The 25,099-nt window shown below is 63.1% G+C and carries 24 protein-coding genes; 8 read left to right on the top strand and 16 right to left on the bottom strand.

The window, feature by feature from the left end; all coding sequences use genetic code 11:
* Positions 1-125: 125 nt before the first annotated feature.
* Genes AC0L2B_RS12455 through phnG form a run of 7 tightly spaced genes read right to left on the bottom strand, consistent with a single transcriptional unit; the run spans position 126 to position 5,320 of the window.
* Positions 126-743, bottom strand: a complete 618-nt coding sequence (locus AC0L2B_RS12455) for a DapH/DapD/GlmU-related protein (protein ID WP_128169633.1) — start codon at positions 741-743, stop codon at positions 126-128.
* Complete coding sequence (gene phnL / locus AC0L2B_RS12460) at positions 740-1,447, bottom strand: phosphonate C-P lyase system protein PhnL (protein WP_473745541.1); 708 nt, start codon at positions 1,445-1,447, stop codon at positions 740-742. Before phnL ends, AC0L2B_RS12455 begins: the two co-directional genes overlap by 4 nt.
* 2 nt (positions 1,448-1,449) lie before the next feature.
* Entirely contained in the window at positions 1,450-2,226 is a 777-nt protein-coding gene (gene phnK / locus AC0L2B_RS12465) for a phosphonate C-P lyase system protein PhnK (RefSeq protein WP_473745542.1), read from the bottom strand.
* The gene (locus AC0L2B_RS12470; protein ID WP_473646817.1) at positions 2,223-3,134 is read right to left on the bottom strand and encodes an alpha-D-ribose 1-methylphosphonate 5-phosphate C-P-lyase PhnJ; all 912 of its coding nucleotides are present in this window, start codon (positions 3,132-3,134) and stop codon (positions 2,223-2,225) included. The genes phnK and AC0L2B_RS12470 overlap by 4 nt, the downstream gene beginning before the upstream one ends.
* Positions 3,131-4,243, bottom strand: coding sequence for a carbon-phosphorus lyase complex subunit (locus AC0L2B_RS12475; RefSeq protein WP_473745543.1), 1,113 nt, complete (start codon positions 4,241-4,243; stop codon positions 3,131-3,133). The genes AC0L2B_RS12470 and AC0L2B_RS12475 overlap by 4 nt, the downstream gene beginning before the upstream one ends.
* 1 nt (position 4,244) lies before the next feature.
* Entirely contained in the window at positions 4,245-4,856 is a 612-nt protein-coding gene (phnH, locus tag AC0L2B_RS12480; protein WP_473745544.1) for a phosphonate C-P lyase system protein PhnH, read from the bottom strand.
* Positions 4,856-5,320, bottom strand: a complete 465-nt coding sequence (gene phnG, locus AC0L2B_RS12485) for a phosphonate C-P lyase system protein PhnG (RefSeq protein ID WP_473745545.1) — start codon at positions 5,318-5,320, stop codon at positions 4,856-4,858. Before phnG ends, phnH begins: the two co-directional genes overlap by 1 nt.
* Before the next feature lie 123 nt (positions 5,321-5,443).
* Between phnG and phnF the strand changes: the two genes are divergently transcribed.
* Positions 5,444-6,193, top strand: coding sequence for a phosphonate metabolism transcriptional regulator PhnF (gene phnF / locus AC0L2B_RS12490; RefSeq protein WP_473745546.1), 750 nt, complete (start codon positions 5,444-5,446; stop codon positions 6,191-6,193).
* A 7-nt stretch (positions 6,194-6,200) separates the two neighbouring features.
* Here phnF and AC0L2B_RS12495 read toward each other — a convergent pair whose 3' ends face one another.
* From AC0L2B_RS12495 to AC0L2B_RS12520, 6 genes are all read right to left on the bottom strand, one after another.
* On the bottom strand, positions 6,201-7,217 hold the full coding sequence (locus AC0L2B_RS12495) for a zinc-binding alcohol dehydrogenase family protein (protein ID WP_473745547.1): 1,017 nt from the start codon (positions 7,215-7,217) through the stop codon (positions 6,201-6,203).
* A 65-nt stretch (positions 7,218-7,282) separates the two neighbouring features.
* Positions 7,283-8,248 (bottom strand): ABC transporter permease, encoded by a 966-nt coding sequence (locus AC0L2B_RS12500; protein WP_473745548.1) that lies wholly within the window; start codon positions 8,246-8,248, stop codon positions 7,283-7,285.
* On the bottom strand, positions 8,245-9,798 hold the full coding sequence (locus tag AC0L2B_RS12505; protein ID WP_473745549.1) for a sugar ABC transporter ATP-binding protein: 1,554 nt from the start codon (positions 9,796-9,798) through the stop codon (positions 8,245-8,247). The genes AC0L2B_RS12500 and AC0L2B_RS12505 overlap by 4 nt, the downstream gene beginning before the upstream one ends.
* A gap of 120 nt (positions 9,799-9,918) precedes the next feature.
* Complete coding sequence (locus tag AC0L2B_RS12510) at positions 9,919-10,914, bottom strand: ABC transporter substrate-binding protein (RefSeq protein ID WP_027153111.1); 996 nt, start codon at positions 10,912-10,914, stop codon at positions 9,919-9,921.
* A 328-nt stretch (positions 10,915-11,242) separates the two neighbouring features.
* Positions 11,243-12,241: an aldo/keto reductase gene (locus AC0L2B_RS12515; protein ID WP_473745550.1), complete on the bottom strand. Its 999-nt coding sequence runs from the start codon at positions 12,239-12,241 to the stop codon at positions 11,243-11,245.
* A 61-nt stretch (positions 12,242-12,302) separates the two neighbouring features.
* Positions 12,303-13,808 (bottom strand): UxaA family hydrolase, encoded by a 1,506-nt coding sequence (locus AC0L2B_RS12520; protein ID WP_473745551.1) that lies wholly within the window; start codon positions 13,806-13,808, stop codon positions 12,303-12,305.
* 268 nt (positions 13,809-14,076) lie between these two features.
* Between AC0L2B_RS12520 and AC0L2B_RS12525 the strand changes: the two genes are divergently transcribed.
* The 7 genes from AC0L2B_RS12525 (at position 14,077) to AC0L2B_RS12555 (ending at position 20,821) form a co-directional block, all read left to right on the top strand.
* Positions 14,077-14,970: a GntR family transcriptional regulator gene (locus tag AC0L2B_RS12525; RefSeq protein ID WP_473745552.1), complete on the top strand. Its 894-nt coding sequence runs from the start codon at positions 14,077-14,079 to the stop codon at positions 14,968-14,970.
* A 142-nt stretch (positions 14,971-15,112) separates the two neighbouring features.
* Entirely contained in the window at positions 15,113-15,469 is a 357-nt protein-coding gene (locus AC0L2B_RS12530) for a DUF2946 family protein (RefSeq protein WP_473745553.1), read from the top strand.
* Positions 15,470-15,573: 104 nt separating this feature from the next.
* Positions 15,574-16,110 carry a copper chaperone PCu(A)C gene (locus AC0L2B_RS12535; RefSeq protein WP_473745554.1) on the top strand — a complete coding sequence of 179 codons (537 nt, stop codon included), beginning with the start codon at positions 15,574-15,576 and terminating at the stop codon, positions 16,108-16,110.
* Positions 16,111-16,149: 39 nt separating this feature from the next.
* Positions 16,150-16,668, top strand: coding sequence for a YcnI family copper-binding membrane protein (locus AC0L2B_RS12540; protein ID WP_236393010.1), 519 nt, complete (start codon positions 16,150-16,152; stop codon positions 16,666-16,668).
* Between the two features lie 54 nt (positions 16,669-16,722).
* Positions 16,723-18,348 carry a copper resistance CopC/CopD family protein gene (locus AC0L2B_RS12545; protein ID WP_473745555.1) on the top strand — a complete coding sequence of 542 codons (1,626 nt, stop codon included), beginning with the start codon at positions 16,723-16,725 and terminating at the stop codon, positions 18,346-18,348.
* Between the two features lie 145 nt (positions 18,349-18,493).
* Positions 18,494-19,921: an NADP-dependent phosphogluconate dehydrogenase gene (gene gndA, locus AC0L2B_RS12550; RefSeq protein WP_473745556.1), complete on the top strand. Its 1,428-nt coding sequence runs from the start codon at positions 18,494-18,496 to the stop codon at positions 19,919-19,921.
* A 165-nt stretch (positions 19,922-20,086) separates the two neighbouring features.
* Entirely contained in the window at positions 20,087-20,821 is a 735-nt protein-coding gene (locus tag AC0L2B_RS12555) for a hypothetical protein (protein WP_473745557.1), read from the top strand.
* Between the two features lie 188 nt (positions 20,822-21,009).
* Here the strand turns inward: AC0L2B_RS12555 and AC0L2B_RS12560 are convergent, their stop codons facing one another.
* Genes AC0L2B_RS12560 through AC0L2B_RS12570 form a run of 3 tightly spaced genes read right to left on the bottom strand, consistent with a single transcriptional unit; the run spans position 21,010 to position 24,909 of the window.
* A complete protein-coding gene (locus tag AC0L2B_RS12560; protein ID WP_473745558.1) occupies positions 21,010-22,668 on the bottom strand; it encodes a DUF262 domain-containing protein in 1,659 nt (552 codons plus the stop codon).
* Entirely contained in the window at positions 22,661-23,638 is a 978-nt protein-coding gene (locus AC0L2B_RS12565) for a hypothetical protein (protein ID WP_473745559.1), read from the bottom strand. Before AC0L2B_RS12565 ends, AC0L2B_RS12560 begins: the two co-directional genes overlap by 8 nt.
* A gap of 14 nt (positions 23,639-23,652) precedes the next feature.
* Positions 23,653-24,909 (bottom strand): AAA family ATPase, encoded by a 1,257-nt coding sequence (locus tag AC0L2B_RS12570; RefSeq protein ID WP_473745560.1) that lies wholly within the window; start codon positions 24,907-24,909, stop codon positions 23,653-23,655.
* Positions 24,910-25,099 lie beyond the last annotated feature (190 nt).

Below are 25,099 nucleotides of genomic sequence, written 5' to 3' on the forward strand. Positions count from 1 at the left end.
ATGGTGAATGGTGAATGGTGAATGGTGAATGGTGAATGGTGAATGGTGAATGGTGAATGGTGAATGGTGAATGGTGACAAGAACGGCTTCCCTGCCGCCATTCACTATTGACCATTCACCATTCACTAACCGCCATGCTTCTCCAAAAACGCCTCCGCCGATAACTGGCGAAAATCGTCGAGCGCGGCGCGCAGGCGGGCGTGGTCCCAATCCCACCAGGCAAGTGCCTGATAGCGTTCCGCAGTGCGGCGGTCGAAGCGTTCGCGGATCGGTTTGGCCGGCACGCCGCCGACAATGGTGTAGGGCGCCACGTCCTTCGACACCACGGCGCCGGCACCGACAGCCGCGCCGTCGCCGACGCTGACGCCGGGCAGGATGGTCGAGCCGTGGCCAAGCCAGGTGTCGTGGCCGATGGTGACCCGTTTGGCGCGGCGCTGGGCAAAGAATTCGCTCTCGTGCTCGGCATCGTCCCAATAGTCAGAGGCGCGATAGGTGAAATGGTGCAGCGTCGGCCGCCAGGTCGGATGGTTGGTGGCGTTGATGCGCACGCTGGCGGCGATGTTGGCGAATTTGCCGATCGTCGCGCACCAGGCGCTGCAGTCCTGCATCATGTAGGAATAGTCGCCGAGCGTACTTTCCGAAAGCCGGCAGCGTTCGGCGATCTCGGTCCAGCGGCCGAGCGTCGAGTTGTCGACTTCCGCCGTTTCGTGGACCAGCGGCGTTTCCGACAGTTTTCTGGTCATGCGGCGATTTTCCCGGCGGCAAAAGCGGTCACGTCGATGACGCGGTCGGCCACTGCCTCGCGCACGTCGTGGTCGTGGAAGATGCCAAGCAGGGCGACGCCGGCCGCCTTCTTGGCCGCGATCAGCGCAATCACCACGTCACGGTTGCTGGCGTCGAGCGAGGCGGTCGGTTCGTCGAGCAGCAGGATCGGGTGCTCGGTGATGAAGCCGCGCGCGATGTTGACGCGCTGTTGCTCGCCGCCGGAAAAGGTCGCCGGCGGCAGTGCCCAGAGCCTTTCCGGCAGGTTGAGTTGCGCCAGCAAGGCGCGTGCCTTGCCGCGCGCGACCTCGCGGTCCTCGCCGCGCTCGACCAGCGGTTCGGCGACGACATCCAGCGCCGAGACGCGCGGCACTGTGCGCAGGAACTGGCTGACATAGCCGATCGTGAGCCGGCGCACGGCAAGCACGGTGCGTGGGCTGGCCGTCGCCAGATCGATGAGCCCGTCCTCGTGCTGGACGATGATCTGGCCTGCATCGACGGCATAGTTGCCGTAGAGCATCTTCAGGATCGAGCTCTTGCCGGCGCCGGAGGGGCCGCCGAGCACGGCACATTCGCCGCTCCTGATCGAGAACGACACGCCGGCGACGACCGGCAGTCTGATGCTGTCACGCAGATGCATGGTGAAGCTCTTGGCGACATCGGAGACGACGAGCGGGGTTGCCATGATCACACCTGCAGAATGGAAGAAACGAGAAGCTGGGTGTAGGGCGCGCGGGGATCGTCAAGCACGCGGTCGGTGAGGCCGCTTTCGACGACGCGGCCGTCCTTCATCACCATCATGCGTTGCGACAGCAGACGCGCCACCGCAAGGTCGTGGGTGACGACGATCGCCGCCAGGCCGAGATCGGTGACCAGGCCGCGCAACAGGTCGAGCAGGCGCGCCTGCACCGAGACGTCGAGGCCGCCGGTCGGCTCGTCCATGAACACCAGTCGCGGCCCGGTGACGAGGTGGCGGGCGATCTGCAGGCGCTGGCGCATGCCGCCGGAAAAGGCGCGCGGTTCGTCGTCGATGCGGTCCTCGTCGATCTCGACGCGCGACAGCCAGTCGACGGCGGTGGCGCGGATTTTTCCGTAGTGGCGGTCGCCGACCGCCATCAGCCGCTCGCCGACATTGGCCCCGGCCGACACCGTCATGCGCAGCCCGTCGGCCGGGTTCTGGTGAACAAAACCCCAGTCGGTGCGCATCAGGAAGCGGCGCTCGGCCTCGCTCATGCGGTAAAGCTCGCGGAACTGGCCGTCGCGCATGCGGTAGCTGGCGGTGCCGGAGCTCGGCAACAATCTGGTCGACAGGCAGTTGAGCAGCGTCGTCTTGCCGGATCCGGATTCGCCGACCACTGCCAGCACCTCGCCCGGCCACAGGTCGAAGCTGACGTTCTCGCAACCTATGCGCGAACCGTAGAACTTGGACAGCGCGGAGACGCGCAGCAGCGGCTCGTCGCTCATTGCGCCGGCTCCGTTTTTTCCAGGGCAGGAGGGGTCTCGGGCGCAAGGTGGCCGCGATGGCCTTGCTCGCGCCGCTTCTCGCAATGGTCGGTATCGGAGCAGACGAACATGTGGCCGCCATGGTCGTCGAGGATGACCTCATCGAGATAGACGTTTTCGGCCGCGCACAGTGCGCAGGGCTGGTCGAAGGTCTGCACCTCGAACGGATGGTCCTCGAAGTCGAGGCTGACGACGTCGGTGAAAGGCGGCAGCGCATAGATGCGCTTTTCGCGGCCGGCACCAAACAGTTGCAGGGCCGGCGAACGGTGCATTTTCGGGTTATCGAACTTCGGCGTCGGCGACGGGTCCATCACATAGCGACCCTCGACCTTGACCGGGTAGGCATAGGTGGTGGCGATGCGGCCGTGCCTGGCGATGTCTTCGTAGAGTTTTACATGCATGAGGCCGTATTCCTCCAGCGCATGCATTTTGCGCGTTTCCGTCTCGCGCGGCTCGAGGAAGCGCAGCGGCTCGGGAATCGGCACCTGATAGACCAGCACCTGGCCTGCGGTCAGCGGGTGCTCGGGGATGCGGTGGCGGGTCTGGATGATGGTCGCCTTCGCCGTGTCGGTGGTGACGGCGACATTTGCGACCTTCTTGAAGAAGGCGCGGATCGAAACCGCATTGGTGGTATCGTCGGCGCCCTGATCGATGACCTTCAGCACATCGTCCGGGCCGATGATCGAAGCGGTAACCTGGACGCCGCCGGTGCCCCAGCCATAGGGCATCGGCATTTCGCGTGAGGCGAACGGCACCTGATAGCCGGGAATGGCGATGCCCTTGAGGATCGCGCGGCGGATCATCCGCTTGGTCTGCTCGTCGAGATAGGCGAAGTTGTAGGTTGCGATATCGGTCGGTTGTGCGGTCATTCCGCGGCCTCCCTTTTTTCTTCGACCTTGCCGGCATTCTCGCGCGCGTCGTGCTCGGCGCGCATGCGGCGCACCAGGTCGAGCTCGGCCTGGAAGTCGACATAGTGCGGCAGCTTCAGATGCTCGACGAAGCCGGTCGCCTGGACATTGTCGGAATGCGAGATGACGAATTCCTCGTCCTGGGCAGCGGCGACGACATCTTCGCCGAGTTCGGTTGCGCGAAGCGCGCGGTCGCAGAGCGCCATGGCCATCGCCTTGCGCTCGCTCTGGCCGAAGACGAGGCCGTAGCCGCGGGTGAATTGCGGCGGCGCCTTGGCCGAGCCCTTGAACTGGTTGACCATCTGGCACTCGGTGACACGCGCAGTACCGAGCGGTACGGCGAAAGGCAGCTCCGGCACGTCGAGTTCCAGCTCGACCTCGCCGATGCGAACCTCACCGACGAACGGATGGTTGCGGGCATAGCCGCGCTGGGTGGAATAGCCGAGCGCCAGCAAAAAACCCTCGTCGCCGCGTGACAGCGCCTGCAGGCGGATGTCGCGCGCCATCGGGAATTCCAGCGGCTCGCGAGTGATGTCGCCGGGGACATGGTCCTGCGGCATGTCGCCGTCAGGCTCGATCAGGCCTTCGCGGGCAAGGATGGCAGAGACGCGCGGCATGGCTTCCGCGTCGCTGGCGCGCTGCAGCGGCTCGGCGACATCGCCGCCGGCGGCAAGCTCGGGATCGAGCAACCTATGCGTGTAATCGAAGGTCGGGCCGAGCAGCTGGCCGCCGGGCAGATCCTTGTAGGTCGCCGACACGCGCCGCTCGACCAGCATGGCGCCGGTGTCGATCGCCCTGGTGTAGCCGAAGCGCGGCAGCGTGGTGCGATAGGCGCGAACCAGGAAGATCGCCTCTATCATGTCGCCGCGCGCCTGAACGATGGCCAGCGCCGCCAATTCACGGTCGTAGAGCGAGCCTTCGCTCATCACCCGGTCGACGCCGAGCGCCAGCTGCTCGACGATCTGGTCGAGGCGAAGCGCCGGCACGGAACGGTCGCCGCGGCGGCGGTCGGCGAGCAGGGCGTGGGCGTTGGCAATAGCCGCTTCACCGCCTTTTACTGCGACATACATATCACGCCTCCATCGTCTTGATGCGCGTCGTGCGCGGCAGGCAGGCAACGCCTTCCGGGGCGGCGAGGATAATGTCGACACCACGGGGAAAGCGCTGATTGTTCTGCTTCCATTGTTCGACGAAGTGGCGCGGCATCTGCGCCGGCGCGATTGTCGCGGTAGTTTCGATGCCAGGACCTTCGAGCAGCAGCGGGGCGCCTGAGGCGAGATCGCTGACCTGCAGGATCAGCGTCGTCGAGCGGTCGGGATAGTCCTGGGTGCCTTGTGAAAAGCCGTCGAGCGCCATCATCTCGGCCGGCGTGGCAATCAGCGCGAAATGCGCATCGGCCGGCGTGTGGGCCAGTGGCGCGCCGGTGTGGAAGCCGAGCCAGGATTTCAACGCTGCTGGGGCCTGCAAAACGAGGTCGAGCCAGAGCGGCGTGTCGTTGTCGCACAGCGCCAGCGCGATGGCGCCCGCGGTGGCCGACAGCGGCGCGGGGGGGCGGGCACAGACCGGCAGAGGCTGCAGGGTGCCCGGCCGCGCCATTGCGTCCATCACGGCGCGGAACACCGTCTGGGCGTCGAACACCGGATCGGCAAAGCCGCCCTCGATCGCCTGGGTTGCGATGTCCATCAGTCTTCTCCGCGTACCATGGTGAAGAAATCGACCTTCGTTGCCGCCGTCTCGGCGCGCCGCCGCTCACGTCGGCTGGCCAGTGCGGCCTGCAGCGGCGCAATGAGTTTGCTCTCGAGCTCGTTGCGGCTTGTGGGATCCTGCCAGAGCGCGTCGGCGATCGCCGCCAGTTTTGCTTTCTGCTTGTCACGGCCCAGCGCGTAGCAGTGGCCGACTTCTCCCGAGGCAAGCCGCACCGTCGCGCGGGTGACCGTCGCCTCGCCGACGTTGAATGGCGCGCCGCCGCCGCCGATGCGGCCACGCACGGTGACCAGGCCGGTTTCGGGGCCGCGCAGGAGTTCTGCTTCCGAAGGAAGGCCGGCTTCGTTCCAGAGGCGGACGATATCGTCGCCGGTCGATTGCGCCAACGTCGCCATGACGGCCTTGCGCTCAAGCTGCTGATCGCGCGCTTCCTGTCCTCGCATGGTTAACATTCCCTGGCATCGAAAATTCGTCTATTGATATAGACAATTATACAAATTATATCTATTTTCTAATGCGTGTCCATGACGGATGGATGACGGGGGCGAAAAGATCGGGGCAAAGAGATGATCGGTCAGCAGATGGCCAGCAGCTTGGAGCGGCGCAGCGGCGTCTCGCTGTGGCGGCAGATCGCCGACCAGATCCTGCATTCGATCACCGTCGGCGACTTTGCCGAGAATGCTGCGTTGCCACCGGAAGTTGCACTGGCCGAGCGCTATGGCGTCAACCGCCACACGGTGCGCAGCGCCATCGCCGCACTGGTGCAGGATGGCGTGCTCAGGGCCGAACAGGGGCGCGGCACCTTCGTGCTGTCGCGCAAGCGCCTGTCCTATCCGATCGGCGCCCGCACCCGTTTTTCGGAGGGCTTGCAAGGGCAGGCGTCGGAGCGCCGCAGCGTGCTGCTCGAATCGGCGGTCGAGCCGGCCAGCCGGCGCGTCGCCGAAGGGCTGGGGCTTGCCAGAGGTTCGACTGTAATACGCCTCGAGACACGCGGCGAAGCCGATGGGCAACCGGTCTCGCGTGCCACCGGCTGGTTCGACGCAGCTCGCTTCGCCCGCATCGATGCCGTCATGGCCGAAACCGGATCGGTGACCGCCTCATTCCAGCGTTTCGGCATCGGTGACTATCTCAGGCAATCGACGGTGCTGTCGGCCCGCCACGCGGACGCCGCAGACCTTGCCGATCTTAATCTGCAGCCCGGCGCCATCGTGCTGGTCACGGTCGCCGTCAACGTCACGCCGGACGGCCAGCCGATCCAGTTTGCCGAAACCCGGTTTCCGGCTGAGCGGGTCGAGCTCAAGATATCGGCGCTTTAAGTCCGGTTCATCCGACCTGGATGACGGCCTTGATCAGGCCGGATTTCTCATGCGCCCAGCGGGCGAGGTCGCGCGGCGTGTCGCCAAGCGTCGTGCGATGGGTGACGAGCTTTGCCAGCGGCACAGCACCATCGCGGATCGAGGCGGCGACATGGTCGAAGTCGACGCGCAGAGCGTTGCGGCTGCCGATCAGCGTCATCTCGCGCTTGTGGAATTCAGGATCGGAAAAGACGATGTCGTCCTTGACGACGCTGACCAGGACCAGCGTCCCGCCATGTGCGACATGGGCGAAGGCTGACTGGACGGACTGGCTGTTGCCGGTGGCATCAAAGACCGCGTCAAAACCTTCGCCGTTGGTCGCCTCGCGCACCAGATCGGTCGCAGACTGCCGTGATGCGTCGAGGGTGGCGAAGCCGAGTTCGCTTGCAGCAAAACCCAGCCTCTCGGCACTCATGTCGAGCAGCGTCACGTCGAGACCGGCGATGCGGGCAAACAGCGCTGTGCCGAGGCCGATCGGCCCGGCACCGATGACCAGCGTGCGCGCGCCGGGATCAGCCAGCGAGCGCCGCACGGCATGCGCCCCGATCGCCAGGAATTCGACGGCGGCGGCATCGGCCAGCGACAGGCCGTTGGCCGGATAAAGATTTTGCGCCGGCACCAGGATCCGTTCGCACATGGCGCCGTCGCGGTGGACGCCGAGCACCTCGATCCTGACGCAGCAATTCGGCTTGCCTAGGCGGCAGGCGCTGCATTTGCCGCAAGCGATATACGGGTTGATGATCACCGGCTCGCCCACCGGCAGGTCGACGCCTTCGCCGGCCTCGATCACGGTGCCGGAGACCTCGTGACCCATGATGCGGGGATAGGCGAGGAACGGATGCTTGCCCTCGAAGATGTGATAGTCGGTGCCGCAGATACCGACATGACTGACCGCGACCAGCGCCCAGCCCGGCGGTGGTGTGCCCGGCGCCAGGCGGTCTTCCACAACAAGATCGCCGGGCGAACGGCAGATGACGGCTTTCATGCTTTGATCCAGTCGGTTCATGGCACCGCCGGCCCGATCGCCGGGCCGGCGGTTGTTAAGATGGTCTACTTGCCGCGGCGGCGCAGGCCGTCGAAATAGACGATGACGATGATCAGCACGCCGGTAATGATGCGCTGCCAGAAGGCATTGACGTTCAAGAGATTGGCGCCGTTGTTGATGGTGGCGAGGATGAAGGCGCCGAGCAGCGGTCCGTGCACCGAGCCGACGGCGCCGAACAATGAGGTGCCGCCGATCACCGACGAGGCGATCGCCTGCAACTCCCAGCCCTCGGCCTGCGTCGGATTGCCGATGCCGATGCGCGAGGCAAGCAGCACGCCGACAAAAGCCGCGCAGAGGCCAGACAGCGTATAGGCCATGTAGATGGTGCGCTGGACGTTGACGCCGGACAGACGCGAGGCCTCGGCGTTGGAGCCGACCGAGAACAGATACCGGCCCCAGCGGCTGTGATGCAGGAATACATACGCCGGGATGCCGACCAGGATCACCATCCAGAACAGATTGGGGACGCCGGCGAAGGAACTGCGCGAAAATGTCTGGAAGGCATCGTTGTTGATCGAGATCGAGTTGCCATTGGTCATCAAAAGGCCGATGCCGCGCAGCGAGGTCAGCGTCGCCAGCGTGATGATGAAGGGCGGCAGGCCCATCTTGACGATGCCAAAGCCGTGGAACAGGCCGATGGCGACGCCAACCAGCAAGGTGATCAGGATGGCGAGGTAAATCGGCACGCCGGCATTGATCAGCATCGCAACGATGACGGTGGCGAAGCCAACCACGGCGCCGACGGAAAGGTCGATACCTCCGGTGATGATGACGAAGGTCTGGCCGACCGCCAGGATGGCGATCATCGAACCTTGCCGTAGCAGGTTCGAGATGTTGTTGGCGGAGGCGAAGCTCGGCGTCGCCACCGACAGGATGACCCACAACAGCACCAGCAGCGCCAGCAGCGTCAGCCCGAACAGCGCGTTGTAGTTGCGTTTCGGCCTTTCGGCCGCGATCGCCTCGGTGCTCATATCTGTCCTCCCGGTTTTTCTTGTTTCTCGGCCAGTGCCTGGGTGAGGATCTCCTCATGGTCGGCAGTATGGAAACCATGAGTGGCCACCAGTTTGCCGCGCCGGAACACATGCAGCGTGTCGGCCAGTTCATAGACCTCGGGCAGATAGGACGAGATCAGGATGATGCCGGCGCCCTTGGACAAAAGCGCACTGAACAGGCGGTAGATCTCGGCCTTGGTGCCGACATCGACGCCCACTGTCGGCTCGTCGAAGATGAACAGCTTGGCGCCGTGCGCCAGCCATTTGCCGATGACGATCTTCTGCTGGTTGCCGCCGGACAGGCTGGAGGCGAGGGCGTGACGCGTCGGCGTCTTGATCCTGAGATTGGCGATCTGGCGATCCGCCTCGGTCTTCTCCTGTGCGCTGGAGATCAGCAGATTGCTGGAGATGCGCTTGTAGATCGGCAGATTGAGATTGAGGCCGACCGGCAGGTTGAGGCAGAGGCCCTGGTCGCGGCGGCTTTCCGGCGCCAGCGCCATGCCGAGCCTGATGGCGTCATGCTCGGAGTTGACCTGAACCTCCTTGCCCTCCCAGAGGATCTGGCCGGCCGACTTGCGGTGACGGCCGTAGAGCGTGGTGACGAACTCGCTGCGCCCGGCGCCGATCAGCCCGTAGAGCCCGACGATTTCGCCGGCGCGGACCGTCATCGAGACATTTTCGAAGCCCTTGCCGGAGAGATTCCTGGCTTCGAGCAGCGTCGCGCGCGGGGTAAAATGCTCCTTGTGATAGACTTGCTCGATCGAGCGGTTGATCATCATCTTGACCAGCTCGGCGTCGTTGGTCTCGGCGATGTTCCTGGTGCCGACAAGCGTGCCGTCGCGCAGCACCGAGACGCGGTCGGCGAGCTCGAACACCTCTTCCATGCGGTGGCTGATGTAGATGATGGTGACGCCTTCGCCCTTCAGCCGGCGGATCAGCGTGAACAGCTGGTCGGCTTCCTTGCGGGTGAGATAGGCAGTCGGTTCGTCGAAGATCAGGAACTTGGTGCCGCGCACGGTGGCGCGGGCGGCGGCGATCAGCTGCTGCTGGCCTATGGTCAGGTCACCCAGCACGACGTGCGCCGGCAGATCGAAGCCGAGATCGTCGATGATCTTCTGCGCTTCCCGGACCATGGCCCGCTGCTGCAGGATGCCGAAGCGGGAATCCTCCTCGCCGAGGAACATGTTGGCCGCGACAGTGAGATGGCGGCACAGAACGACCTCCTGGTGCACGGCATTGATGCCGAGCGCCATCGCCTCATGCGGCGTCGCCAGCGCTGCCGGCTTGCCCTCCCAGATGACGTCGCCGGAGGTGCGCGGCATGACGCCGGTCAAAAGCTTGATCAGGGTGGATTTGCCGGCACCGTTCTCGCCGACAATGGCGTGGATTTCGCTGGCCTTGAAGGCGAGGTCAACCGGCTTCAGCGCGTGCGTGCCGGGATATCGTTTTTCCAAGCCCTTGAGTTCGAGGATCGTCCTGCCCGGTTCCAGCGTTGGGGCGGGATGCAGTTCCTGCGCCGTCGACGTCATGACGTTCCTCCCAGATTGGCCTCCCCAGATTGGCCTCCCAGATCGGCCTCAAGAGTGGCACGCGTGTAGGTCGTTTCCGGGGCAAAAAAAGCCCCGGAAACGGTGTGCCAATGCCGGTGCTCAGTCGAGCTTCGGATTGAGCAGCGCGTCGATCTTCGGATCTTTCATGTTGGCCTTGGTGACGAGGTTGGCGCCGGTGTCGACATTGGCCTCGACCTTCTCGCCCTTCGAGGCGGCGAGCGCCGTCTTGATGCCGTCATAGCCCATCCGGTACGGATCCTGGACGACGAGGCCGGAAATGACGCCGTCATTGAGGAACTTGACCAGCTTCTCGTCGCTATCGAAACCGATCAGCCCGACCTTGCCGGCAAGGCTGTTCTCGGCGATCGCCTGACCGACGCCCTGCGCCATGATCAGGTTGGAGGCGAAGATGCCCTTGAGGTTCGGGTTGGCGGTGATCAGGTCGGTTGCGATGTTGAGGCCGGTGGTGGCCTGGCCGTCGGCGTATTTGTCGGCAATGAGCTTGAGGCCGGGATATTTGGCGGCAAGCTGTTCCTTGAAGCCCTGGGCGCGCTGCTCGAGCGAGCCTGCACCCGGAAGCGCGGTGATCAGGGCGACATCGCCCTCGATTTTGCCGCCATTGGCTTCGCCGATCGCGGCCGCCAGGCCGTCAGCGGCGACGCGGCCGCCCTGAATATTGTCTGTGGTCAGGAACGAGGTGAAGGCCTTGGAGTCGGCGCCGGAGTCGATGCCGATGATCTTGACGTTGGTGGCTGCCTCGTCGATCGGCTTGCCGAGCGCCTTGGCCTCGGTTGGTGCGATGACCACGGCAGCCGGGTTGCCGGCGACGGCGTTTTCAAGGATCGAGATCTGGCCGTTGACGTCGGTCTCCGCCTGGGCGCCGAGTTCCGGCACGTTGACGCCGAGGTCCTTGCCGGCCTTGCGGGCGCCGGCCAGGACGATCTGCCAGTAGAAAGAGGTGGTGTCCTTGACGATGATCGGAATGGTTACGTCCGCCGCCGAAGCCGGCGCCGAATGCATCACGCCGGCAAGCATCGAGGCGGCGGCGAGCGCCACGAATGCGCGGCGGTTGAGAATGCTGGTCACGAATTTCATTTAGACTTCCTCCCTAGGTCGCCTGGTGAACGTAGCGGAAGCTCGGTTTGGATAGGCGCTGGCCAAACGGAACTTTATCAATAAAAAACATTTACCGCATTTTGATAGTGCATCGGTCCGGTCGACGCAAGCGGTGTTTCGTATCGTCCTGCCTATGCCTCGACCGGAAGGGAGTGCCGATCCTCATTGCCAAACCCCTTCCCGAAAAGGTATGGAATATTAATTCCATCTGCCAGTCAAGATGGAATATTCGTTCTTTTTCGAGGCGTAAGGTGGGGCGCCTCCTGATCGCACCGTCCGCCGTTCAACCGGCGAAGGCCGCAGCGCATCAGCCGAGCTTCTGAACGACCGTGTAGGGATCATATTCGGCGAATTCTGTTTCGGGCACCTGGATGTCGAGCAGTTGCAGATTTCGTTCCAGATTGGCCGGTTTGGCGGTGCCCGTCAGCACGGAAGCCACCACAGGCTCGTGCAGCGGGAACTGGAACGCCGCCGCGGCAAGCGGGTAGCCGCCCTCGGCGGCGATTTTTTCCATGGCGCCGACGCGGTGGAGAATGTCCTGGGTGGCCGGCAGGTAGTCGAAATGCGCACCCGGCACCGGGCCGGTCGCCAGGATGCCCGAGTTGAAGACGCCACCGATGATCAGCGAGGTCTGCCGTTGCCGGCAAAGCGGCAGCAATTCGGCTTCGGCGGTGCGGTCGAGCAGCGAATAGCGGCTGGCGAGCAGGATGCAGTCGAGCGGCGCCTGGCGCAGCACATCGAGACAGATCTGCACCTCGTTGACGCCAAGGCCGTAGGCGGAAATGACCTTGTGCGACTTCAGCTCTTCCAGCGCCTTCAGCCCGCCATCCATAAACTGGCGGAAATGCAGCTTCGTTTTCTCGACGCCATGCGTATAGACGCCGATGTCGTGGACGAACAGGACGTCGATTCGATTGAGGCCAAGCCGCGCATAGCTGAACTCGACCGAGCGCATGATGCCGTCGTAGGAATAGTCGTAGTCGGGCGCAAAGGGCAGCGGATCGGCATAGGAATGGTCCGGAATCCGGTCTTCCGGCACCGGCCGCAACAGGCGCCCGACCTTGGTCGACAGCACGTAGGAGTCCCGCGGCTTGTCGCGTAGGAAGTCGCCGAAGCGGCGTTCCGAAAGGCCAAAGCCGTAGAACGGCGCGGTATCGAAATAGCGCAAGCCGGCATCCCAGGCGACCTGAAGCGTCTGCATCGCCGTCTCGCGCGGGCAGGCTCGGTAGAGCCCGCCGACCGCCGCGCCGCCGAAGCTGACCTCGGTTATTTCCAGCGCGGTGCTGCCGACACGGCGTTTCTTCATGCAAAGCCTCCCACCGGCCATTTGCCGGCCCGTCCATGTCTTAAGTCAGTTAATGGCTGGTCTAGAGGGTCGCGCCGAGGTGCCACGGCACGAACTCGTTGTCGCCGTAGCCGAACTCCTCGCTCTTGGTCTTGCGGCCGGAAGCCGTCTCGACGATCAGCTCGAAAATCTCGCGGCCCATGCCGGCAATGGTCTTTTCGCCCGAGGCGATGACGCCGCAATTCACGTCCATGTCCTCTTTCATCGTATGGTACATGGTCGAGTTGCTGGCGACCTTGATCGACGGTGTCGGCCGGCAGCCGAAGCAGGAACCGCGGCCGGTGGTGAAGACGATGACGTTTGCGCCGCCTGCCACCTGGCCGGTGGCGGAAACCGGGTCGTAGCCGGGCGTGTCCATGAACACCAGCCCGTGGCCGGCGACCTTCTCTGCGTAGCCAAAGACGCCGTTGAGCGGCGTCTGGCCGCCCTTGGCGACGGCGCCAAGCGACTTCTCCAAAATGGTGGTCAGGCCGCCGCGCTTGTTGCCTGGCGACGGATTGTTGTCGATGGAGGCGCCATGCTTGGCAACATGGTCTTCCCACCATTTTACATAGCCATCGAGCTTGGCGGCGATCTCCGGGGTCGCCGCGCGATAGGCCAGAAGATGCTCGGCGCCGTAGATTTCCGTCGTCTCGGAAAGGATGCCGATGCCGCCGACGCCGGCCAGGATGTCGACGGCGGCGCCCAGCGCCGGATTGGCGGTGATACCGGACATGCCGTCGGAGCCGCCGCATTGCAGGCCGACGACGATCTCGCTGACCGGGATCGGCTCACGCTCAAGCTTGCCGACCTCCTCTGATATCTCGGCCAGCACGACCAACGCCTTCTCGACAGATTTGCGCGAGCCGCCGGCTTCCTGGATGTTGAAATGGCGCTTTCCTGCGGCGACGCCCTTCTGGCCATAGAGGGTGAGCTGGTTGACCTCGCAGCCGAGACCGACCATCAGCACACCGCCAAAATTCGGGTGACGAGCATAGCCGGCCAGCGTGCGGTGCAGCACCATCATGCCGTCGCCGGTGGCGCTCATGCCGCAGCCCTGGCCGTGAACGATGGGAACGAAGCCGTCGATCCCCGGATATCTGGGCAGCAGCGTCCGGTTCGCCTCGTCGGCGATGGCGTGGCAAACGGTGGCCGAGCAATTGACGCTGGCGAGAACGCCGATGAAGTTGCGCGTGCCGGCACGGCCGTCGGCGCGGCGGTAGCCCATGAAGGTGCGGGCGCGATCGGCCTCTGTGGCGTGCACGGCCTCGCTCGGCGGCACCACCGGCAAACGCCCGGATTCGAAGACCAGATTGTGCGAATGGACATGCTCGCCGGGCGCAATGGCTTCAGTGGCGCGGCCGATCGCCTGGGCGTATTTGACCACGGCCTCGCCGGCGGCAATCGGCTTGATCGCCACCTTGTGGCCGGGTTCGATCAGCGCCGTGGCAACGGCGCCGCCCGGCAGCACTGCGCCGATCTCGATGCGGCCGTTGGCGACCGCGACATTGTCGACGGGGGACAGAAGAATGCTGTTTGCGGTGTTCACGGGCAGTTTCCTGGGTGTTCCTGGGATCGGCAAGCGATTGACACGCGCTTGTTAACAGTTAATGTCTTTTATCGTGAAAAAACAGTTTTGCGTCAATTGTTTTTTCGTGACGAAGCCGCGCGTTCTTGCGGATGCGCAGAGGACCGGACACTGGAACCAGGCCTGACTTCCGAAAAGCGATTCCGCTTCCGGGAGCCTGCGCCAGAAGCATCTGCATATCGCGCTTCAAGCCGGCCGCCGCAAGCGCCGGCGCGCAACGGGGCAGGGGATGTCGAAGAGCAACAACGTCTATAAGGACGCCTACAATCGCGGTTTGCGGCTGCTCGACGAAACGAAAAGCCTGCCGTCGGAGCCCGAGCTGGGCACCCTGCTTGGCGTCAGCCGCACGACGATCCGCACCATCCTTGCGCGCATGGAAGAGACCGGGCTGATCGCCTGGAACAAGCGCAGCAAGACGGTTTTGCGCGTGCCGCGGCCGGACGACTTTTTTCCCGAGGAAGAAACCGACACGCTCTCGCAGATCATCGAGCGCTCCTTCATGCGGCGGCTGCTTGTCGGCGGTGCTGAGCCCGGCATGCAGATCAACGAACTCGAGCTGGCGCGCGAGATCGGCGTTGGCACCACCAGCGTGCGCGAGTTCCTGATCCGCTTTTCCCGCTTCGGGCTGATCGAGAAGCGCCGCAACAGCCATTGGGTGCTGAAAGGTTTTACCCGCGCTTTTGCGCTGGAACTGACCGAAATCCGCGAGATGTTCGAACTGCGCTCGGCCGCCGCCTTCGCCGCCCTGCCGGAAGACAGCCCGGTGTGGGCCGACCTCGACCTGCTGGAGGATGAGCATCGCCTGCTGGCGCGCGAGATCGCCATGCGCTTCAACGAATTCTCGGAGCTCGACGAGCGCTTTCACCGGCTGATCCACCGCGCGTCGCACAATCGCTTCATCGTCGATTTCTACGACGTCATCGCCATGATCTTCCACTACCACTATCAGTGGAACAAGGCGCAGGAGCGCGAGCGCAACGAAGTGGCGGTCGCGGAACACCTAGCCTATATCGCGGCGCTCAAATCGCGCGATCTCGGCAAGGTAGACACCGCCTGCCGCAAGCATCTGAAGTCCGCGCGGCACACGCTGCTGACGTCGATTCCAGAAGGCCAGCAAGCGTAGCGAGCTTTAGGTTGTTGCATTAAAGCGCCGCGTTGCCGCAGTGGGGATTTGGCGATTTTCCGACCGCCGGCCGCGTGCTAGATATCTGGCCGTTGCTGCGTGAGGAGGCAGGCGTTTGAACATCCGGCGGAGACGATGGAGCATGCCGTCGGCATTCGCCGCGGCCTATTTGCTCGTGCTCCAGTCAGTGCTTGGCGCATTCGCCTTTGGCATCGGGCCGGATGCTTCGCAACGCGACGCTTTCGGCAACGTCATTTGCACCCAGGAGGGCGCTGCCCAGCGTCCCGGCGGCGATCCACACCAGCAGCACATGCCGGCTTGCTGTATGCCTGGCTGCGGCATGGCCTCGGCTGTCTACGCGCCGCCGCCCGCTGCCGCCACGTTGCCCGGCAATTTTCCCGTCGAAATCGTCGCCTTTGTGCTGCCGGCGTTCAGGCATCTCGACTTTGCCCGCGACCGCTCTCCGTCGAATCCGCGCGCGCCTCCGGTGACGGCCTGATCCGTCCCAGTTCGCCTTGCGGAATATTTCGCGGGCGAATTCGTTCAACATCGAAACTGTTCGCGACCGGCCGACGGCGCGATTTCTCAGTTCCTGGAGCTATCATGTCTCACACTTTCCGCACGCGGCTCGGCCGCAACAGCCGCTTCCTGCGCAGCTTCGAGGAGCGACTCGGCGTCACCGTGTTCCTCCTCGCCCTGCTGTTCGTCAGCGCCCAGGCCGTTTTCGCGCATGAGTTCAGGGTTGGCGACCTCGAGGTCGTGCATCCCTGGTCGCGCGCCACACCGCCCGGCGCCAAAGTCGCCGGCGGCTACTTCACCATAACCAACACCGGCAGTTCGCCGGACCGGCTGTTGTCGATCTCCTCGGATATTTCGGCCAAGGCCGAACTGCATGAAATGGGCGTCAAGGACGGCGTCATGACCATGCGGCCGGTCAGCGGCCTCGAAATCCCGGCCGGCGGCAAGGTCGCGCTGGCTCCCGGCGGTTATCACTTGATGTTAGTCGGCCTCAAGCGTCAGCCCAAACAAGGCGAGACGTTTTCCGCTGCGCTGACCTTCGAAAAGGCTGGCACGGTCGCCGTCGAGTTCACGGTGGAAGGCATGGGCGAAACGGGCGGCATGCACGACCATGCCAATTGATCCGGCCAGATCCGCTCAATTCAAACTCGAGGAACCATCATGAACAATTATCTTCTGTCGGCCGGCGTGTTTTTCGTCCTGGGGACAAGTGCTGCCTTTGCCCACATTACGCTGGAAGCGCAGGAGGCGGCGGTCGGTTCGACCTACAAGGCCGTCCTGCGCGTGCCGCATGGGTGTGAAGGCAAGGCGACGACCGCCGTGCGCGTGCAGATCCCGGAGGGAGTGATTTCAGTTAAGCCGATGCCGAAGGCCGGCTGGACGCTGCAGGTCAAGAACGGCAGATACGAGAAATCCTATCAGCTCCATGGTCAAGAGGTGTCCAGCGGCGTCAAGGAAGTGAATTGGAGCGGCGGCAGCCTGCCGGACGAATTCTACGACGAATTCGTCTTCCGCGGCACACTGGCGGCGGATCTGCCGGCCGGCCAAACGCTCTACTTCCCGGTGGTGCAGGAATGCGACGGCGCCGCCGAACGCTGGATCGAGATACCAGCGGCCGGCCAGGATGAGGACGCGCTGGAATATCCGGCGCCCGGCCTCAAGCTTGCGCCGAAGCTATGATTTTTTGGCGGCGCGCCTTGTTCGAAAGAGTGCGCCGCTGTTTTGTGCCGTGACATGAGTGCTGCATCCCTGCTGCGAACGGTCTGCACAACCGGCCGATTTGCGATCTGCCTGCTGGCTGCGATCGTGCTGCTTGCCGCCATTGCCGCGCCAGGTCAGGCCTTCGCCCACGCGGCGCTGGTCACAACCGAGCCGACGGACGGCGCCGTGCTGGCGCAGAGCCCCGCGCAGTTCTCGCTGACCTTCAGCGAGCCGGTGTCACCGCTGATGCTGACCTTGGTGCGGCCCGATGGAACGCCGGTTCCGCTGACGTCCTTTCGGCTCAATGGCCAGACGCTCGACATCGACAATCCGCAACGGCTCGGATCCGGCACGCATGTGCTGAGCTGGCGGGTGATCTCCGCCGATGGCCATCCGGTCGGCGGCTCGGTGCTGTTTTCGATCGGCGCGCCGAGTGCGGCGCCGGCCGTCGCCGAAGCTGTCGACCGGGGTCTGAGGTCGGCAATCTGGATCGGCAAGGTCTTTCTCTATGTCGGCCTGTTTCTCGGCGTCGGCGGCGCCTTTGCCATCGCCTGGCTGGCGCAAGGCGGGCGTTCCGGCCGGCGCTTCGTCATCGCCGCGATCCTGTGCGGCCTCGTCGCGGCGCCGTTATCGCTCGGCTTGCAGGGGCTGGACGCGCTCGGTGCACCGCTCGCCCGGCTGGCGCAGCCAGGCGTCTGGCAGGCCGGGCTCGCCACCAGCTTCGGCTGGACGGTGCTGGTTGCGCTGGTGGCGCTCGGGCTTGGCCTGCTGTCGCTGGTCGGGCCGCGCGGCGGCGCAAAGCTGTTTGCCTTTGCCGGCCTGGCCGGTGTCGGCGCCGCCCTTGCCGCCAGCGGACATGCAAGTGCCGCCGAACCGCAATGGCTGACAAGGCCGATGGTGTTTCTGCACGGCGCCGGCATTGCATTCTGGGCCGGGGCGCTGGCGCCGCTCGGTCTTGCCATGCGGCGGAGGCCGGCCGAAGCAGCGCCTTTCCTGCACCGGTTTTCCCTGGGGATACTGCCCGTCGTGGCCGTGCTTGCGGCCACTGGCTTCGTGCTGGCCGTCATCCAGGTGCAGGCGCCCGCAGCTTTGCTCGAGACCGCCTATGGCCGGCTGCTGCTGGTCAAGCTGGCGCTGCTGTTGTTTCTGTTCATTCTGGCCGCCATCAACCGCTGGAAGCTGACCGGTCCGGCGGAAGCGGGAGAGACGGAAGTACAGAAGAGGCTGGTCCGCTCGATCGGCATTGAGATGCTGACCGTTCTGGCGATTTTTGGCGTCGCCGCCGGCTGGCGCTTCACGCCGCCGCCACGCGCCCTGGCGATCGCAGCGGCGCAGCCGGCGTCGGTGCATATCCACACGCCGAAGGCGATGGCCGACCTCAGCATCACACCCGGCCATGTTGGACCGGTTGCCGCCTCGATCGTCATCATGACCGGAGATTTCGGCCCGCTCGACGCTGAACAAGTGACGCTGGTGCTGTCAAAACCCGATGCCGGGATCGAGCCGATCAAGCGCGCGGCGACAAAGCCAGGCGACGGCACCTGGCGCGTCGACGGTCTCGTCGTCCCGGTTCCCGGCCGATGGACGGCACGGCTCGATATTCTCGTCTCGGCTTTCGAGATGGTGAAGATAGAGGCGCCGATCGACATCAGGCCTTGAGGACAAGCTGCAACACAATTCGGCGAGTGCGGTTGACGCGGCCCTGAAGGCCCGTCAATCATCCGGCAAGAATGGCATCCCGACAAGAATGGTCGTCGCCACAATGCGCGGCCTCAACAAAAGATCCGAAAGCAGGGAAGAAACGATGGAAAAAGCCGAAATCGGCCTGATCGGCCTTGGCACGATGGGCTCCAACCTGGCGCTCAACATCGCCGAGAAGGGGCACCGCATAGCCGTTTTCAACCGCACCGCGGCACGCACCGACGCCTTTGTCGAGAATGCCGGGGCGCTGAAGAATATGGTGGTGCCCTGCTACAGCCTGGAGGAACTCGCCGCCGCCATCCGGCCGCCGCGACCGATCATCATCATGGTGCTGGCCGGCAAGCCGGTCGATGAGCAGATCGCGGCACTGCGCGGCGTGCTATCGGCCAACGACATCGTCATCGATGCCGGCAACGCCAATTTCCGCGACACGATGCGGCGCTTCTCCGAGCTTTCCGATTCGGGTCTCACCTTCATCGGCATGGGCGTGTCCGGCGGCGAGGAGGGCGCGCGCCATGGACCGTCGATCATGGTCGGCGGCACGGAACAGTCCTGGAAACGCGTCGAAAAGGTGCTGACCGCCATTTCGGCCAAGTTCAGGGATGAGCCCTGTGCCGCATGGCTTGGCACCGATGGCGCCGGGCATTTCGTCAAGACCATCCATAACGGCATCGAATATGCCGACATGCAGATGATCGCCGAGATCTACGGCATCTTGCGCGACGGCTTAAGCATGGGGCCGAAGGAGATCGCACAGGTGTTTGCCGGCTGGAACAAGGGCCGGCTCAACTCCTACCTGATCGAGATCACCGCCAAGGTGCTGGACGCCGACGATCCGAAGACAGGCAAGCCGGTGGTCGATATCATCCTCGACCGCGCCGGCCAGAAGGGCACCGGCAAATGGTCGGTCATCGAGGCGCAGCAGCTCGGCATTCCGGCCACCGCGATCGAGGCCGCGGTGGCGGCGCGTGTCCTGTCGTCGATCAAGGACGAGCGCCTGGCCGCCGAAAGGGCCTATGGCAAAGGCGGCGTGACCAGGATTTCCGCAGACAAGGACGCGCTTCTTGGCGATCTCGAACTGGCGCTGTTCGCCGGCAAGATCGCTGCCTATGCGCAAGGCTTCGCGGTGATGAGCGGCGCGTCGAAGGAGTTCAACTGGAACCTGCCGATGCCGACCATCGCCAAGATCTGGCGGGCAGGCTGCATCATCCGCTCGCAATTGCTGGACACCATGGCGGAAGCCTTCGGCAGCGGCGGGGCGGCCACCAATCTTTTGATGGCACCGGCCTTCATCGCGATGATGCAGGAGGCGCATCCATCGCTCCGGCGTATCGTGGCAAGGGCGTCGGAGGCTGGCTCGCCGGTGCCGGCGCTGTCGTCGGCGCTTGCTTATTTCGACAGCTACCGCCAGGGCCGCGGCACCTCGAACCTGATTCAGGCGCAACGCGATTTCTTCGGCGCGCACGGCTTCGAGCGCATCGACGGGCCGGGCGCGTTCCATGGCCCGTGGGGGAGCGGAGCGGCAGGTTAGCGCGGAATTCGGTCGTTTAAGTTGTGCCCCCGCCGTTTCTAAAAGCGGCCGTGCGCTCACCTCTCGTGCGCCAGCAACATCATTGACCTGAAGTCTGAGGCTCTGTTCAAAGAGCCACATGGAGGGACGCTCGGCGAGCATCCTTCGAAATGAGAAGGGCGAAAGATGGCCAACAGCGATCCGAACCGCGATGGCTTGGACGATGACTTGCGTGACAAGCTGGTCGCCATCGGCAAAGGGGTTGCAGGCGCCATCCCGTTCGCTGGCGGCGTCCTGGCGGAAGTCGTCGGCATGGTTATCCCCGGGCAGCGAGCCGATCGCATAGCTGCATATCTGCAGGCGTTGGCTTCGCGGGTCGAAGATTTAGCGACGGAGATTAGAGATGGTCTTGCGTCCAATGCTGAGAAGATCGACTTAATCGAAGAAGGCGGCTTCCAGTCGGCAAGGGCAACCTCGCAGGAACGGATCGATCAAATCATCGAGGCGGTGAGTCGAGGGCTGAGCGAGGACGATGCTGACGTCCTCCGGAGGAAACGGCTCCTGCTGATTTTGGGCGAGTTAGACGATGACGAGGTCACCCTACTTAACGCCTACGGCAGATCATACGCGGGAGCGGATCGCGAAGCGTTTGACAGGGTTAATCGTCCGAAGCCGCCGCATCTACAATCCTCGCCATCGGTGATCGATCAAAACCAACTTTATGAGCTTGGGAAGAGGCACTTAGTCCGACTTGGATTGCTCAAGAAGAGCTATGGCAACGTGAAAAAGGGGGAAATTCCCGAGTTTGATGCCCGTGAAGGTGATTTCAAGCATCGTTTGGAAGTGTCGCATTTGGGTCGGATGTTGCTACGAGAGATCGGAATGGAGACGCCATTCGATGCCCAGCAGGCGGACCGTTAAGCGCCCAAAACCGGACCAAGCGAAGGTTCTCGACTGTTCCCGCAAAGGGACGATGTCAAGCGGCGGAATGTATCGGTGCCGAAGTCGAGCGACCGAAGGTCGTGACGAGAGGGCGCGTTCTAGCGCCGCCGCCCGATCAACTGTTCGGCTCCCTCGCCGGACACCACCCAGCGCGATTGTTGAACCTCTCAGATGTCGCCGGCATCCCCGTCGCGCCGCTCGCCCTCGGGGTCATTTGCTCGCAGAATGCGCAGCGGCCCTATGCCAAGTCTTTGCGCCGCCGGCTCGACGATCGCGTTACGTTCATATGCGAACAGATCGTTCGCCCGGCACCGCGTAAACTCGCTCATACTGTCCGGATTGACTAACGCCCAGGCTTCGTCAGAAATGAGGTGGCGCTGGCGCGTGGCGTGGTCCAAGCGACGTTCCAGAAGCTGAAGCTTGAACTCCGAGGTATAGCCTGGCTCAACGAGAAAACGCGCACCCTGACTGCCGCGTTCAACGCCGATCAACGACAGGAACGGGAACGCCTCGCCACCGAATGTGGCGATCAGATCATCGCCTGCACTTGGCGACAGTTCGTTAGCCCGCGCGGCCAACGCGAACATTAATGCTTTGACTCGCGCCGCTCGGAAATCGCTCTTGACCTCTGCGATGCTGCGCACAGCCGGGGGCTCGCGCAGGGACCACTCGAAGAAGCCGGTGTTCACAAACGCCCGCAAGTCGGCAATTGCGTTCTCCGACTGGCGCCCGGTTCCACCGAACAATTCCGAATAGGCCGAAATCCATACCCAGTCCTGTAGCCGCTCGGTATAGTCTTCGACGTTGCGCTGCAGCAGTGCGGTCGCGATCGCGATGATCTGAATACGGTACGGCACAAGCGTCGGATTGGTTATGCCGAATGTGGCACGGAAGAACTTCGCCGTTTGCCCAAGACATTCAAAGGTGCGATCGAGAACGAGTGGGTCCTGTCGCAGCCTCTTGCTGACCTCATCTGGGTTAGTCTTGTAGATGTCCGCCCCCAAATTGAGCTTGAGGCAGCGCAAGACGATATCGGAATCGAGGCCCTGCCAGCCATAGGGCGCAAGAAGTTCCTTGCGCAGCTCCTGGTCTCGCTTGAGCAGGTCGAAGGTGGGGGAATAGGTGAGCGCATTTAGCATGTGCAGTTCGCTCATGTCGGCGCCACGGCTGTTGATGCGCTCGAAGCTTTTGGTGACGACCTCCAGGCTGGCACTGTTCAGGGTGATAATCGGCACTTTGTACTGGCGAAATGCTGACGCGACCTCGTCGGCCCGGTCGATGCGCCGCTCGTCCACGAGATCGCGCTGGAAGCGAAGCAGCTCCCGGCTCTGCAGGATCATATTGAGGGGCAAGTAGCGTGACGGATCACTCTTCAGCCCCCCTTGCGGGATGTCGACTGACCTGACGAAGCAATCGACATCAGCTTCCGCATCGAGATCGGCATACACCACGAAATCGCGCAGCTCGACGTCGCGCTCTTCGTCAAAACCGCTCCAGCTCTGCGTCGCGCGGAGCGCGCCATAGAGCGTGGAAATGCGCTGAACGCCATCCATCAGGTAGCGGCCTTCGCCCAAAATCGGCGTCGTCGGGAGCGGGTGCGGCCCAAGCTGGTCGTAGCAACCAATCTCCCTATTAGGCGTAGCCCAGATCATTAGGGCGCCTATAGGCAATCCCGCGAAAATGCTTTCGAAGAACTCCTTGCGCTGCGCCCAGCGCCAGACAAGCGGTCGTTGGAATCGCGGAATGCGAATCCGGCCCTGCGCGATATCATCCAAGACGGAGGTCAGAAAGACGACGGTCGGATCAGCCGAGAAGGTATCACGCATAGGGAACCCGAATCCAGTCTGCTATGTCTTTGATGGTGGCCTGCACGCCCGGATCGATCTCTTCTTTAGTGGCCCATCCGTATATCTCATCCATGAAGGTATCATAGACTGAGGAGATGTTATCATCGATCCACTCGCGCAGCGTCGCGTGATCGATTTCCGAAATGCCTTGATACAGCGACGCGACCTGCGCGCTGGGGACCTTATCCCAGCCGGCTTTCATGCGAAAATGGTGACGTTGATCAACGCTCATACGGCCGAATGCTTCAATTTTCTTGCTGCGCTCCGATCGCTTCCGCAGATCGTGCGTCGTCCAACTCCACAAGGCCTTGCGAGGCAGGTAATTTTCGATCGCTCGCCTGACGAGGCAGTGATAGGCAAGATGCACGCTTTCGCAGAAGGCGATCATCGCCTCAGCGTCGCGGCTGCGATGTCCAGGAACCTCGCCATCACTGTCGAACAAGGCACGGTTTGTTCTCGGATCAAGCAAACTGCGCTCGGCAAGTTCTTGGAGTGACACGCGCAGTTCACCCAATCCGCCTCGGCTTTCGAACGAGATGATCCTGCGCTTCTCCCAATCGAGAAACGTCGCGCGCTGTTCAGGCGGCATCATCGATAGAAGAAACCGCCGATCGTTCCTGCCGTTCTCGAGCCACAGTGCCGACGTTCTGTCGGCCAGATCAATCGCCTCACGCAAGCTAACTTTCGCCAGCGGCTTGGCTTTCGGGTCGGGCGCCACGTCCGCGACCATCTTGCGCAGCCGAAAAACTGCGGCATCCTTGGCAGCCCAGCTAACCGCATTGAGCCAGTCCTGCTGGCGGCGTCCATCGGTCTGCTTGAACCATGCGTTTGTGAGCGATGATTCCGGATTAAGCGCGTCGATATAGCAGCGATTGTAGCGTGCCCGATCGAGCAGGGCTTCGAGGTCAGGCCACTGCGCAGGGGAACCGAGAATGGTATCGCTGATCAAGAACTGCATCAGGATTAGGACGGATCAATTCTGAGCTGCGCGAGCCGCCGGGCTTGATCGAGCGTCTCGCGAAAAACCCCTTGCGGCCATCCCCCTACCGCGAAGCCTTCTTCGTCAAAGGTGATCGGCCTGAGCGAGGTTCCGTTCTCATCGGCCGACACCCAGTAGACGATAACGTCCTGCGGTCGAACGCGCTTTTCGACTATGCCTATCTGCACCGACAGTAACATGCTTTCGGCATGGGTTTCGATCACGTGGCGCGCGTTCGAGCCTTTGGCGATACAATCAATGATCTCGTCCGCTAAATGTACCGAGGCTGCCGGGTGCAAGTGCAGCTCCGGCTGCTCGAACGCGAGGATCGCGTTGTCGCCAAGTTGGCCGAGTAGCGCTTGATGGCAGAGCATCACGACCGGTAACGCTTGAGCGATGCCTTCACCCACATCGCGAACCGCGATGTGACGACCTGCGGCAGTGATCACATTGAATGGAAAGAAGCGCCGGTTGAACGCGATAGCCTCATCGCTCTGAGCGAAGCTCAACGTTGATTGACAGGCTTTTTCTAGCCACTTCGACACCGCGTCCGCGTCCGCGGCACCGTCTCCGGCAGAGGCACTGATCCGTATCGCCTCGGCGACACCTGAACCGTCGGGATTGATTCTACCATCGGCACTTGTCCGCAGCTCGAACATGCGCGGGACCGCAGCGCGCACGGCTCCCAACCAGTGAACCGAGGAGGCAAAAGCCGCGAGGCTTTCGCACAGGATTCCAGCCACGCGCTTACCTTCTTCGGTGTCCGCTTCGACCGGACGCAATCCTGCCAGCTTCCATTGCGAAGCTTGCCCGTTGCTGATGACCTCGAATGCTCCACGGCCTTCATCGGCCAAGCCACCGGAAAATGCTTGGCCATCGACCTTAGCTTCGAATTCGCCGATTACCTCGCCGTCTGCGCCCAGATCGCGCAGCGTCACATCGTATTGAACGTCACCCCAGTCGAATCCGAACTGCAGTCCCGCCGCGACCTGACCGTTATGGATAAGATCCTGAAAGACGGCTTCCCTCAGCGCCGGTGACGCATAGTCGAGTACTGCCGCTTTGCGCTGCTTGTGCAGTGCCGAGGCGGCTAGGATCGGCAACAGTCGTAGCGCTGCGCTCTTGCCCACACTATTCAGTCCGAACAGGAGAGTGAGCGGCTTTAACTCAAGCTGCTGTTTGTGCTCAAACGCCCGATATCTGGAAAAAGTGACAGCATGGACGGCTCGCTGGTCTTTCACCTGATACTCTCCATTCATACCCTCACGCGACCGCCTGATCGGTGTCGCAATGGAGCGCAGGACGTTGGCCCAGCGGCAGTGTCACGTCAACGAAATCGGCTGCTTCTATCGCCACGATGCCTACTTCGTAGCGATATTTTCGAATTGGACTAGAGGGGAACAACGGAAACCAGGGCGTTGCGACGCCCAG

Source organism: Mesorhizobium sp. WSM4815, assembly GCF_055811575.1.